This window comes from Cysteiniphilum sp. GTC20157 (genome assembly GCF_055396795.1).
On the sequence record NZ_AP044698.1, the window covers coordinates 2,419,914 to 2,433,542 of the forward strand.

Consider the following 13,629-nt stretch of genomic DNA (forward strand, 5'->3'; position numbering starts at 1 on the left):
CGAGCAGCCTGCGCTGCACGACCTCTCCCGCATGGGGCGAGGTAACCGTTGCTGCAACTTTTTTCATTATGACTAACTTGAAAAATCCAATACAAAAATATCATACTTTTTGATTTTAGATTTCAAAGTCGCAGGGCTTATACCCAATACCTCAGCGGTATTACTTAAATGAAATCCTGTATACGCTAAAGTTGCCTCAATTAAACCGCGTTCAATTTCCTCAGTGACTAGACTTAACATAAAGCGTGGCTCGTCTTGCGGATTACGTCTTGCTTCTTCATAACGCATCTCAGCAATGGCATAAATGAATCTTTCTATATTGCTACTCATGATGAATATCCTTATCTAAGTTTGTTACGTCTCTTGTAATTTAAAGATAGAAGTAAATTTAAAGCTTGCATAAAGAGATCAACACTTTGATGCTTGAGTTTTTGCTGAAATAACTGTAATCAAATTGCTATGTTTTAATGTCGCATAAACTCACAGCTTTGCTATTATAGCTTGTGTTTGAATTGAAATTAGCGACCTTACGATGCACTTAGAAAGAAAACAAAATGCCTTTGAACTCCATACAAACTATACTCCTGCCGGAGATCAGCCAACGGCAATTGCATCCTTAACGCAAGGTTTAAAAGAAGGCTTAAAGCATCAAACATTACTTGGTGTCACCGGCTCGGGAAAAACCTATACAGTCGCTAATGTCATTCAGAATGTTCAGCGCCCTACTTTGATTCTTGCGCACAACAAAACACTTGCCGCGCAATTATACGCCGAGATGAAACAATTCTTCCCGAAAAACGCCGTGGAATACTTTGTATCGTATTATGATTATTATCAACCAGAAGCCTATGTTGCTGCGTCCGACACATATATTGAAAAAGATTCATCAATTAATGAACATGTTGAGCAAATGCGTTTATCCGCCACCAAAGCAATATTAGAGCGCCAAGATGTGATTATTGTTGCTACTGTATCGGCAATATATGGCTTGGGCGATCCTGAGCAGTATATGCAAATGCTACTACACCTTAAAGTAGGTGAACAAATCGATCAGCGCAGTATTTTAAGACGCCTAAGTGACATGCAGTATCATCGCAATGACATGGATTTTTCACGCGGCACTTATCGCGTACGTGGCGAAGTTATTGACATTTTCCCTGCAGATTCCGATAAAGATGCGGTTAGAGTTGAGCTATTTGATAATGAGATTGAAAGCATTAAACTCATCGATCCACTTGCTGGTAAAATCACTGCCAATACGTATCGCGCAACGATATTTCCAAGCACACATTATGTCAGCTCAAAAGAGCGCCAAAAAAGCATGGTTGAAGAAATCAAAGATGAATTACGTGAGCGTGTTGCGTATTTTCAAAAGGAAAACCGCCTAATTGAAGCGCAACGCATTGAACAACGTACATTATATGATATTGAGATGATTAATGAATTAGGATACTGCACAGGTATTGAAAATTATTCACGCCTTTTATCGGCTCGCTCATCTGGCGAACCACCACCGACATTATTGGATTATTTGCCACAAAATGCATTTATTGTAATTGATGAATCACATGTTACTATTCCACAATTTGGTGGCATGTATAAAGGAGATAGATCACGCAAAGAAAACCTTGTTAATTATGGTTTTCGTCTGCCTTCGGCACTAGATAATCGCCCACTTAAATTCCATGAATTCGAGGCATTAGTTACGCAAGCTATCTATGTGTCAGCCACACCTGCTGATTATGAGAAAGAGCATCAACAAAACATAGCGGAACAAGTTGTACGCCCAACAGGATTACTTGACCCCTTGGTTGAAGTAAGACCTGTCAGCATTCAAGTTGAGGATGCATTATCTGAAATCAACAAAGCGGTACAAAAAGATGAACGCATTCTTATCACAACCCTTACTAAGCGTATGGCTGAAGATCTAACGGATTACTTATCGGAACACGGTGTCAATGTCCGTTATCTTCATGCTGATGTTGACACGGTTGAACGTGTTGAGATTATTCGCGATCTACGCATGGGCATCTTTGATGTATTGGTTGGTATCAATCTATTACGTGAAGGCTTGGATATGCCTGAAGTCAGTACGGTTTTAATCTTTGATGCAGATAAAGAAGGTTTCTTAAGATCTGAGCGCTCATTGATCCAGACTATTGGTCGCGCTGCTAGGCACGTTAATGGTAAAGCCATTTTATACGCTGAGGTGGTTACCGGCTCCATGCAACGCGCGATGGATGAAACATTGCGGCGACGCAACAAACAACAGCAATTTAATATTGATCACAATATCACACCAACATCCATTAAAAAGAAGGTTGGTGACTTATTGGAGTTATCACCTGAATTTAGTAAAAAGAGTGCAAAAAACAATGCTCGTAAGAAAGTTAAAGATATTGCCATTGATGAAATTCTTGGTGTCAAAGAAGCCGTTACACTAGTTAAAAAACTTGAAAAAACAATGAAAGAGCATGCGCGCAATCTTGAGTTTGAACAAGCGGGAAAAATGCGCGATCAAATCAAAGCCATCAAAGAAAAGTATCTATTTTAAACACTTACTGAATTTATTTATCACTAAAATAGCGTATTTTTCACAAGATTTAAGAAAAAATCTACTTGTCGATGGTTAATATCTCACACATATATGCTACAATCTCTGCATCTTCATGGCGATAAAGGTGTGCGATGCGATTTTTACTATGTTTTGCAACATTCGTGGTAATGCTCTATAGCAGCAGAACGAATGATCACAGAGATGAATATTCCAACAACGCTATCATTTATTCCACAAATTGTGCAAGATCACCCAATTATTGCGCTTATTGCGGCACTTATTGTTATCTCTTATCTGATCCTACGCATTCGCAGGTTCCTTAGAAGCAAATAATACTAACCTATACTGCCCGTAAATCATTTGCGATGTTTCGTTGCCTAGCAGTTTGTAATGAGTATAAAATCTAGAGTTATTCTTATATTAGCTTTTTATCTGCCCCATGATGAAACAACACTGCCAAAGCATTATGCACGATGTCACGGAGATTTTTCTTAAGAAAAAGCATTCTATCTATAAGATATTGCTCATTTATAGCAAGCGCATCGATAAGTTATTGATAGAATATTTCCCGCAGCAAATAGCACATATTTCTCTGATTGCCATTGGTGGATATGGTCGTCAAGATCGCGCATTATATTCAGATCTTGATTTATTGTTTTTGGCAGAAAATGATCAGGCACTAGCAAGTCCCAAACTTTTGGCATTTATTCAAGAATTACAAAGCTTGCCAATTAAAGTTGGCTATTCAACGCATAATATTAGCAGCATCATACAGTGTGCCAATGATGACATTAATTTACTCACTGCTATTTTGGATGCACGTTTTATCTGTGGTAATAACACCCTTTTTGACCAATTTAAATCATTGGTTGAGAACAAACAAAACCTCCCTGTTCATCGCGATTTTATTTATAGCAAATATGCTGAGCAAATTGATCGTGACAGTAACTTCCCAATTAATCAACAACCAGATCTTAAAAACACTGTTGGTAATTTACGCTATTTACAAAGTATTCATTGGCTGTTGATTTACCTTCATCCCAACGTGAATCTACATTATCTTGTTGAGCATCATTATATTACTGCCGATGAATTAGCAAGCTTGAGTAAAGCGCACCGTTTGCTTTCTGCTATTCGCTTTTATTTACATATTTTGTATCAACGCGAGCAAAACTCACTACTGATTGATAAACAACTTATGATTGCTGAGTTTTTTGGTTTTAAGCATAAAAAGCCACATAAAAGCATTGAGCTATTTATGCAGCATTATTACAACAGTATTCGTCACGTTAAACTTATTAACCGCATTATTTTCCATGAGCTAATGGCATCACAAGTGATAAGCAACAACATCGCGCTTAATGAAGGTTTTAGTATTTATGGTGGTATTTTAAAGCATGTACAAAACGACTACCCCAACCACATAAATCATATTTTGACGCCTTTTAAATATTTTTGCCAACATAAAGAGATTAAAACACTTGATGCTCATATTGTTCGTAATACACTGCAACTTCTTTCACAATTAGCTAAGAAAAACTTACTTTCTAACCAAACATTACAGCAACAATTTTTAGCGATTTTCACCTATCCATACAATATTAAAGGCGCACTAAGTATCATGATGGATTTAGGGATTGTTGAAAAAATCATTCCAGAATTTGCCATTAGCAAAGGACAGATGCAGTTTGACCTATATCATCAATACACGGTGGATCGCCACACGATTGAGGTAATTAGCAACCTGCGCAGCATGCGGACAGTTCATTTTGAACAAGACTTCCCATTAGCTTATCAGGTGATGCTTAAGCATCCCGCGCAACGTCTATTGTATATTGCCGCATTCTTTCATGATATTGGCAAAGGATCCGGTGTCGATCATAGTAAATTCGGCGCACGTCTTGTGCAAAAATATGCTGAAACTTGGCGTTTAAAACAAGATGAGATTCATTTGCTATCATGGTTGGTTAAACATCATTTGGCATTTTCACGTATGGTCAAAAAAGAAGATATCTACGATGGCACGATTATCACGCAGTTTGCTGAATTCTGCCAAAGCCAATACTATCTGGATAGCTTGTTTCTTTTGACCATTGCCGATATTAAAGGCACTAACCCCACATTGTGGACACGTTGGCAACAGACGATGTTTGAGCATCTGTATACGCGCACTAGCGAGTTATTGAGCAAATCCGTCAATCTCTCACTTAAAGAGCAGGTTGGCGAAACGCAAAAGAAAGTTCTGGCGCAGCTAGAATGCACTGATCACAATGCAATTAAAGCATTATGGGAATGCCTACCCGCTCGTTACTTTACAGAGCAAGCATTAGCAACCTTGATATGGCAAAATAATATACTCTGTCAAAATATAGTAAGCAATAGTCATAACCTATCAATCCATACGCATTTTGATCACAGTTTAAACCAAACGCTATTACTTATTTTAGCTTCAGATAAAGAAATCAGACTGTCTGCACTCTGCTACTTGCTATATAAAGCAAGCATCAACATCACGGAAGCAAGTTTTTTCAAACGCCCCGATAATAAAATGATTTATCAATTTAACGTCACTAATTTAAATTACCATCCATTGCAAAGCGAGCAAGAGCTTCTATGGCTAGAACAGCATTTAAAAGCACAGCTGACACATCAAAAAATTGATTATACACCGGCTAAATTAAATGCATTAGTCGATAAATCAACCACAAAGCGCCTTAAGAAAAATATTCAATGGCTTAGTCATCGACATAAAAACTATAGCAAAGTAATCGTTAAACACCCTGATCGACCAGGACTGTTAGCCGCCCTTTGTTATTTCTTTGAAACACATCATCTTAATATTATTCGTGCACGGATTCACACATCAGGGTTCTCAATTGAAGATAGTTTTTATATTACAGATAGTAATGATCAACCGATCATCAAACAGAACAAGCGTCAATTACTGACACATAAATTTTTGAAATATCTAAAGACACTGGATGAGTAAATTACTCCATCCCACCCATACTCACACAATGGTATCCAGCATCAACGTATACCACTTCACCCGTAATCCCACTGGCAAGGTCAGATGCTAAAAATGCAACCGTATTACCGACTTCAATAATATCAACATTACGCTTAAGCGGTGCTACTTGCGCATTATAATCGAGCATTTTTCTAAAGCTCTTAATACCCGATGCTGCCAATGTGCGAATTGGTCCTGCTGAAACAGCATTGGCGCGAATGCCCTCGCCACCCAAAGATAATGCAGTATAGCGCACAGTTGCCTCAAGAGAGGCTTTGGCAATACCCATTGTGTTATAGCTTGGCATCGCACGCTCAGCACCTAAGTAAGTTAACGTCACTAAAGAGCCATTACGATTTTGCATCATGCTGCGTCCCGCTTTTGCTAATGCCGCAAAGCTATAAGCGCTAATATCATGTGCAACTTTGAATCCTTCACGATTAACGGCTGAAATAAAATCACCCTCAAGCTGATCAGCTGGCGCATAAGCTACTGAATGGATAATACTATCTAAACCATCCCATTTTTTGCCAAGCTCAACAAATACATTATCGATCTGTTCATCATTGGTAACATCACATTCGATAAGCGCTGCAGGATTATAATGTGAGGTAAGCTTTTCAATACGCTCTTTAAAACGCTCATTTTGATAAGTAAATGCAAGCTCAGCACCCTCGCGATGCATGGCTTCGGCAACGCCATAGGCAATTGACTTATTACTTAATAGACCGACGATTAAAACTTTTTTACCCGTTAAAAAACCCATCATGTTTCCTTTTATTTTTAATGATATGCGCAATTGGTACTTATTATGCAATAATTTCTTAAATTACGCAGCACCTAACATAGCATACATCAAAGTTTGTGTTACCATATCTTGCTATCATTATCGAATACAACACTAAAAAATGAATAAAACAAGAAAAACCGTTCACCCACGCTCACATACTGAGGCAACAACGTATGGCAATGTCCATTTTGATCAATCACGTGCTACTTGGAATATTTTCAAAGTCATGTCAGAGCTTGTCGAGGGTTATGAGTGTCTTGATGACATCCAACCGGCTGTAAGCATCTTTGGTTCTGCACGCCTTCCAAGCACATCACCTCACTTTAAGGATGCCGAGGAAATTGCGCACAGATTATCTAATGAGGGCTTCAGTATTATTACAGGTGGCGGTCATGGCATTATGGCTGCAGGTAATATCGGCGCATCAAAAGGTGAAGGCTTAAGCATTGGTTTAAATATTCATTTACCTTTTGAGCAAGTGCCAAACCAGCATCAAGATATTTCGTTACACTATCGTTATTTTTTCACACGTAAAGCGATGTTTGTCAAACACTCAATGGCATATATCGGCATGCCCGGTGGCTTTGGCACATTAGATGAGCTATTTGATATTGCCACTTTAGTACAAACCAAGAAAAAACGTCATATGCCGATCATTCTGTTTAATACTAGTTTTTGGGGCGGGTTAGTCGAATGGATAAAAACAAAGCTTGTCGCCGAGGGTGTTATTGGTGAGGAAGACACCAAGCTTTTGATTATGACGGACTCGATTGACAAAGTTGTTGAGATTATTAGTGAACATCACAAACATAATCAACGCAAAGATATTGACAAGAAACCCGAGTTTATTTTTTAATCACTTACAAGCATTAGGAAATCACTATGGATTATTTTCATCAAGCCGTGATCAATCTCTATCAAAACATTTACTACGTTATCAGCGCATTCACTGTAATCGTGCATCTTGTTTGTACATTAGCGATCATTCGTGATTTAAACAATTTCACCAAACATAATGTAACACCACAAATGATGCCAGGCTTTGCTTGGACTATCACCGTTCTTATTAGCGGTATTTGGGGGTTGTTTATTTACTGGATTATGCATCATTCGAGCCTTTCACGACGCTAGTGACAAAAAACAATCATCACAATAGAGAGTGATGCTGATTTAGGTAGCAATTCTATCACATCTCATCTTTACTTAAAGGCTTATTATTACTTACATTTTCATCCAAAAATGCGACTAGCTCATTTGGTGCCATCTTGACGGTGTTTTTGTTAAGATTCGACATTACTTTAGCTAAAGCAACCCTTTCAGATACTGCACTCATAACAAACTGATTCATAGAGACTCCCTCTATCTCAGCAACTTGTTTTAAATCATCATAGATTGAATTAGGTAATCTTAATGCAAAATTAGCCATGATAAGCCTCCTTAGTATCTAGTATTATTTTCACAGCATGCCATCGGCTACTAGCTTATATTGATATTATTCCTTTGTCATTAAAACTATAAGTTGCTGAGAGACTAAGGTACAATAACACCTTTTACACACAGGCAAAAAGCAAAGGACGTAAGATGCAACACAATACTGAATTTCTTAAATTGGTCAATGATGCCAAGACACGCATCAAAGAGTGCGATGTTTTTCACATCAAAAATATGATTGATAATAACACATTAGATGGCCTTCTTATTGATGTCCGTGAAGAATCTGAATTTGCGCACTCGCACTTGCCAGGTGCCAATCATTTAAGCCGCGGCATTATTGAAGTTAAAATTGAACAACTCATTCCTAACAAAAAGCAAAAAATGTACTTATATTGCGGTGGCGGTTTTCGCTCAGCATTAAGCGCTGACAACCTACAAAAAATGGGTTATGACAATGTTATCTCCGTGGATGGTGGTTTTCGTGCATGGGTTGGCAATAGCTTCCCATTAAGTATCGAGGATTAATGATGTTTCGTATTGGTCACGGCTATGATGTGCATCGCATCAGCAACGAAGATAAGCCATTAATGCTTGGCGGCATTGAGATTAATGCGCCCTTTTCTCTTGAGGCACACTCTGATGGTGATGTTATTTTGCATGCTATTACTGACGCAATCCTTGGTGCTGGAGGTTTAGGCGATATTGGTCAGCATTTCCCTGATACTGACCCCAAACATAAAAACCAAGCAAGCAAAGATTTTTTAGTGCATGCGCAACACGGCATCAAAACACAAGGTTATCACATTGCCAATATTGATGTGACGGTTGTTGCTCAAGTGCCAAAGCTTGCCCCTTATATTCTTGAAATGCGTCAATGTATTGCAACGCTGTTGCAGCTTACCTTAAATCAAGTTAACATCAAGGCAACCACGACTGAAAAACTTGGGTTTACCGGCAGAAAAGAAGGTATCGCCTGCCATGCGGTTGCCCTTATTTATCAACAATAGGAGCAAACATGCTTATTTCGTTAATTTTAGGTGTCATCGCCGCTTTTATCATCGGACTTGTGATTGGATTAAGTGTACGTAAAAGTAGCAAAAATCTTAGCAATGAACTAGATGAAACTAAGACGCTGCTAACACACTATCAAAACACCATCAATGAACATGTGCATAAAACACATGAAATTATGGAAAACATTTACCAACAATTTTCTGAGCTGCAGAAACATTCGCAAGAATACAGTGTTAAGCTTAATCTTGATCCATCAAGGCAGTCTTTATTGCAACCCAAAGCCTATCGCGATAAAGAGAAAACCCATCAGCTCAACAATGAGCCACAATACCCTAAAGACTATGCTTCTGAAGGCGAAGAAAAATAATGAGTCAACCGATTGGCAGACTGAAAACATATAATCAAGACTTCTTGGTTGAAGAAATTTTTGATTTTGACTTAACCGGTAATGGCGAGCATATTTGGCTGTTTATCGAAAAAAATGGTTTAAACACCAAAGATATTATTCGCGCACTATCTCGATATACAGGTCTTAAGCAGCGCGATATTGGCTATAGTGGTTTGAAAGATAAACACGCGATCACCAGACAATGGTTCTCGCTATATTATCCTGGTAAAGCTGATATCGACTTTAGTGAGTTTAATGTTGAAAATTGCAACATCCTACGCATCAGTCGCCACAATAAAAAGCTTAAAATTGGCAGCCACAAAGCCAATCGTTTTACACTTGTATTGCGTGATTTAACGTTACCATTCCCAGAAATAGAGCCCAAGATTAAACATATTGTGCAACACGGCTTTATTAATCTTTTTGGTGAGCAGCGTTTTGGTCATGATAATCTACAACAAGCACATGATGTTATTGATGGCAACATCAAGCTTAACCCAAAAGACCATGGCTTTTTATTATCCGTTATGCGCAGCTTTTTGTTTAATGCTTATGTCCAGTTTCGCCAACAAAATCATACAGATCAAAAGGCTTTAATCGGTGACATTGTTGGCTTTAGCGATGGTAATAGTGTCTTTCAAGTCACTGCGGAGAATCAAGATGAAATCCAACAGCGTATTGAGTCCAAAGAGTTAAGCATTGCCGCACCATTAATTGGAAAACAGCAAAAGTTATTCTTCAGTAATGAGGCATTGAGCCAATATGAGCAGTTTACTCAAACTCATGGCAAATTTATTGATTATTTAGCTGCACATAGTGAAATGCAATTTCGCAGCATCTATGCTTATGCGAAAAACTTAGATTATAGCCATGATGTATCAAAAAACACCTTAACACTTAGCTTTAGCTTAGGAACTGGCGCGTACGCCACCTCATTAATTGAGGCATTATCTGCATAAAAGGAATATTTATCATGTCAGAACACTATCCCATTGCTATCATTGGTGGCGGCATCTCAGGTATAAGCTTTGCGCACTTTGCAGCAATTAAAGGATATAAGAGCATTATCCTTGAGCAAAATGACAAGCTTGGTGGCTGCATTGAAACCTATCACAGCCCAAAAACACGTGATTTCTGGCTTGAGTTGGGCGCGCATACCATTTACAACTCTTATCAGCATTTAATTAGTTTTTGTCGTGATAATGGACTGTTGAATCAGTTGCAACGACGCGAGAAACATCCTTTTAAACTGCTGACACCACAAAATCAAATTGCCAGCATTTTAAGTAAACTCAACCCAATTCGCGCAGGTCTTGGCTTGCCACTATTTAAATTTAGTCATGCTAATGATCGCAGCGTTGAAGAATATTTTAGCTTTGTCTTTGGATCTCAAAATTATCAAAAAACACTACGTTATTGCTTTGATGCCGTACTGTGCCAAGATAGTCGACAGTTCCCTGCTGATTTTCTTTTTAAAACACGCGCTAAAGATAAAAGCCTACCACGCAGCTTTACTTTTGAGCACGGCATGTCAAGCCTGTTTAGAGACATAGACAATCAAAATACAAAGATCAATCTAAACACTCAAGTCATGACCGTTGAGCAGCAAAACGAACAGTGGCATATCACCACAGATAATGGTGTATTCATAGCAAATAAGTTAGTTTTAGCAACACCCTGGCATGTTTGCTACCGATTACTTGCGCAACTTAATCACCCACTTGTCCACCTTAAGCATCAACCTGAAGTTTCTAAACTCATAACAGTCGCTTTAGTTTTTGACAAAGACAAAGTCAAACATATCAAGCCGATCAATGGTTTAATTGGTATGAATCAAGATTTCTTTTCGATGGTGACGCGCGATACAATAACGCATGAAAAGTATCGCGGCATGACAGTGCATTTTAAAAACACAAACATCCCTTATCAACAATTAGTTGGTGGGTTTTTATCGAAACTTAACATTCCTAAAGATGCTTTGATTGATCTAAAACACAAAAAAAATAGCGTGCCATGCTATCAATCACAGCACCAACAGTTTATTGACGGGATTAATAATGAACTGATCAAAGACAACAGTCTAGCATTAACGGGTAACTACTTTACCCGTCTAGCTGTTGAGGATTGTGTTAAACGCTCTTTTGAGGAAGCCCAAAGAATCTTGAGTTAAATTCGCTCGATCTTAATGCATATTTTCAAATGCTTCAACCCACGGATGACACGCGCCAAATGCACACGGTCTTTGACCTCAAGCATCGTCTGAACGATACCATATTGCGCGTCAGACTCTAGAATATTGAAACTTAAAATTTGTGCATCATGGCGTGAGATATTAGCGGTGACTTTGGCAATTGCACCTTGTACATTTTGCAAACTAATTCGCAGCTTCACCGGATAATAGCCCGTGCAGTCTTTTGCCCATTGTGTCTCAATAATTTCATGTGTTTTTTTAAGTTTTAATAACTCACTGCATTTAATGCGATGAATCATTAACCCTTTGTCAGAGATTAATACACCCGTAATTGGATCATCAGGAATCGGTGTGCAGCAGCTTGCTAATTGGCGAAGATAACTATCATCGATCAGCAATTTGCGTTGCGCATCATAATCATCACTTTCAAGCTGCTGTTTTTGATCAACAAAGTGCACAAACGTATTCGCTGAGAAATTTGCTTGCCCAATGGCAGCATGTAGCTCGGCAATAGCTGGGAAATTAAACTCAACTAATGCCTCTTGTAATAACTCCGCTGAAATAGTCGAAAAATCCATATGATTTTTCAGTAGTGCTTGTGTGAGAATCTGCTGCCCAATATGCACAAACTCTTCATGCTCATAGCGCTTTAAAGCATGCTTTATCGCGTGTTTAGCACGCGCCGTTTTAATAAACTCAAGCCACGCAGGATTTGGGTGGGCATTAGGTGAGGTAATGATCTCAACGGTATCACCATGCGTTAATACATAACTCAATGGCGTGATCCTACGATTCACCTTTGCCGCAATGCAGTGATTACCAATATCGGTATGAATGTGATAAGCAAAGTCAACACATGTTGCACTTTTGGGCAGTTCAATAATCTCGCCATTTGGCGTGAACACATAAACCTCGTCAGGAAATAAATCCAGCTTAACACTTTCAACAAAGTCCATTGATTTGGTGACATGTTGTTGCAAATCAGACAGCTTCTCTAGCCACTTTTGAGCATTATCGTGACTTAATGATTTCGCCTTATAAATCCAATGTGCGGCAACCCCTTTCTCTGCCGTGTCATCCATTATTTTAGTTTTTATCTGCACTTCAATTGGCACACCATAAGGACCAAAAACGGTGGTGTGTAGTGACTGATAACCATTGGCTTTTGGGGTAGCAATATAATCTTTAAAGCGTCCAGGAATAGGTCTGAAGATCTCATGAATTGCACCTAAGATCATATAGCAATCGCGCCGTGTTGGCGCAATGACCTTATAAGCATAGATATCCATAATTTCAGAGAATGACATCTCTTTATCTCGCATCTTGCGATAAATGCTATATAGACGTTTTTTGCGACCTGAGACTGGCTTTTCACCTTCTAAAAGCTCAGTCAGATGATGCTGTAATCGTTCTTTAATTTTACGAAACAAGCGATCACGATGCTTTTGTGCATGTAATACTTTTGTTTTTAGTGTTTTATAGCGATAAGGATACATTGCCTCAAAAGCTAACTCTTCAAATGAGTTTTTAATGTGATGCATCCCCAATCTATGCGCAATAGGAGCATAAATCTCTAAAGTCTCTAATGCAATCCGTCGACGCTTATCTGGGCGAAGTGGCGCAAGCGTTGTCATATTATGTAGTCGATCAGCAAGCTTAATCAAAATAACACGAATATCCTGCACCATTGCCAAAACCATTTTACGGAAATTCTCGGCTTGCAATTCTGCCTTTGAATGCGTTTCAATCTTACTTAATTTGGTAACACCTTCAACTAATTGCGCCGTTTTTTCACCATAACGTTGAGCAATCATTTCTGACGAAATTTCAGTATCTTCAATCGTGTCATGCAAAAGAGCAGCAATCACCGTTTCACAATCAAGGCGCATACCTGCCAATACACAAGCAACTGCTACTGGATGCGTAAAGTAAGGCTCGCCAGAGCTTCTAACCTGCAGCTCATGCGCATCAGCACCAAACAAAAAAGCATCTGCCACGAGCGCACGCTGCTCATCATTTAGATAACTATGAATAATTTTATTTAACTTATAAAATAAAAACATCTAATATCAGCGCAGCTTAATAATGTTTTTCAGTATAACGATAATTTAGCCAAAGCCCTACTGCTGCTGTGGCAAAACCGATCAATTTCAATTTAAATGCATAAAATTCTGGCAAAAACTATTTATTTGTTTAGAATTATCCAGTTTTTAGATGCATATAAATATTTTAAGTCTATACTTTT

General features: G+C 38.5%; 13 protein-coding genes and 1 pseudogene. 10 read left to right on the forward strand and 4 right to left on the reverse strand.

Annotation, left to right across the window (positions count from 1 at the left end; all coding sequences use genetic code 11):
- Nucleotides 1-72 precede the first annotated feature (72 nt).
- Nucleotides 73-330 carry a helix-turn-helix domain-containing protein gene (locus ACZ5V8_RS10945; protein WP_440615883.1) on the reverse strand — a complete coding sequence of 86 codons (258 nt, stop codon included), beginning with the start codon at nucleotides 328-330 and terminating at the stop codon, nucleotides 73-75.
- Nucleotides 331-532: 202 nt separating this feature from the next.
- Between ACZ5V8_RS10945 and uvrB the strand changes: the two genes are divergently transcribed.
- The 3 genes from uvrB to glnD all read left to right on the forward strand — a co-directional run bounded on the left by uvrB (nucleotide 533) and on the right by glnD (nucleotide 5,546).
- Nucleotides 533-2,554: an excinuclease ABC subunit UvrB gene (uvrB, locus tag ACZ5V8_RS10950; protein ID WP_464217795.1), complete on the forward strand. Its 2,022-nt coding sequence runs from the start codon at nucleotides 533-535 to the stop codon at nucleotides 2,552-2,554.
- Nucleotides 2,555-2,746: 192 nt separating this feature from the next.
- Entirely contained in the window at nucleotides 2,747-2,890 is a 144-nt protein-coding gene (locus ACZ5V8_RS10955) for a hypothetical protein (protein ID WP_464217796.1), read from the forward strand.
- Between the two features lie 106 nt (nucleotides 2,891-2,996).
- Nucleotides 2,997-5,546, forward strand: a complete 2,550-nt coding sequence (gene glnD / locus ACZ5V8_RS10960) for a [protein-PII] uridylyltransferase (protein WP_464217797.1) — start codon at nucleotides 2,997-2,999, stop codon at nucleotides 5,544-5,546.
- A gap of 1 nt (nucleotide 5,547) precedes the next feature.
- Here glnD and ACZ5V8_RS10965 read toward each other — a convergent pair whose 3' ends face one another.
- Nucleotides 5,548-6,333 (reverse strand): enoyl-ACP reductase FabI, encoded by a 786-nt coding sequence (locus tag ACZ5V8_RS10965; RefSeq protein WP_464218737.1) that lies wholly within the window; start codon nucleotides 6,331-6,333, stop codon nucleotides 5,548-5,550.
- Between the two features lie 250 nt (nucleotides 6,334-6,583).
- On the opposite strand from ACZ5V8_RS10965, the gene ACZ5V8_RS10970 reads away from it, so the two are divergent.
- Complete coding sequence (locus tag ACZ5V8_RS10970; protein ID WP_440615958.1) at nucleotides 6,584-7,213, forward strand: LOG family protein; 630 nt, start codon at nucleotides 6,584-6,586, stop codon at nucleotides 7,211-7,213.
- Nucleotides 7,214-7,239: 26 nt separating this feature from the next.
- On the forward strand, nucleotides 7,240-7,488 hold the full coding sequence (locus tag ACZ5V8_RS10975; protein ID WP_440615889.1) for a hypothetical protein: 249 nt from the start codon (nucleotides 7,240-7,242) through the stop codon (nucleotides 7,486-7,488).
- Between the two features lie 55 nt (nucleotides 7,489-7,543).
- Here the strand turns inward: ACZ5V8_RS10975 and ACZ5V8_RS10980 are convergent, their stop codons facing one another.
- Entirely contained in the window at nucleotides 7,544-7,783 is a 240-nt protein-coding gene (locus ACZ5V8_RS10980; RefSeq protein WP_440615890.1) for an Arc family DNA-binding protein, read from the reverse strand.
- 155 nt (nucleotides 7,784-7,938) lie between these two features.
- Between ACZ5V8_RS10980 and ACZ5V8_RS10985 the strand changes: the two are divergent.
- The 5 genes and pseudogenes from ACZ5V8_RS10985 to ACZ5V8_RS11005 all read left to right on the forward strand — a co-directional run.
- Nucleotides 7,939-8,298, forward strand: a pseudogene (locus ACZ5V8_RS10985) (rhodanese-like domain-containing protein); the annotation flags it as partial.
- Between the two features lie 17 nt (nucleotides 8,299-8,315).
- A complete protein-coding gene (gene ispF, locus ACZ5V8_RS10990; protein ID WP_464217798.1) occupies nucleotides 8,316-8,798 on the forward strand; it encodes a 2-C-methyl-D-erythritol 2,4-cyclodiphosphate synthase in 483 nt (160 codons plus the stop codon).
- 8 nt (nucleotides 8,799-8,806) lie between these two features.
- Complete coding sequence (locus ACZ5V8_RS10995; RefSeq protein WP_464217799.1) at nucleotides 8,807-9,172, forward strand: ZapG family protein; 366 nt, start codon at nucleotides 8,807-8,809, stop codon at nucleotides 9,170-9,172.
- Entirely contained in the window at nucleotides 9,172-10,152 is a 981-nt protein-coding gene (gene truD / locus ACZ5V8_RS11000) for a tRNA pseudouridine(13) synthase TruD (RefSeq protein WP_464217800.1), read from the forward strand. Before ACZ5V8_RS10995 ends, truD begins: the two co-directional genes overlap by 1 nt.
- Before the next feature lie 14 nt (nucleotides 10,153-10,166).
- Nucleotides 10,167-11,363, forward strand: coding sequence for an FAD-dependent oxidoreductase (locus tag ACZ5V8_RS11005; protein WP_464217801.1), 1,197 nt, complete (start codon nucleotides 10,167-10,169; stop codon nucleotides 11,361-11,363).
- Here ACZ5V8_RS11005 and ACZ5V8_RS11010 read toward each other — a convergent pair.
- Nucleotides 11,360-13,447: a RelA/SpoT family protein gene (locus ACZ5V8_RS11010; RefSeq protein WP_464217802.1), complete on the reverse strand. Its 2,088-nt coding sequence runs from the start codon at nucleotides 13,445-13,447 to the stop codon at nucleotides 11,360-11,362. The two genes, ACZ5V8_RS11005 and ACZ5V8_RS11010, sit on opposite strands and share 4 nt — an antisense overlap.
- Nucleotides 13,448-13,629 lie beyond the last annotated feature (182 nt).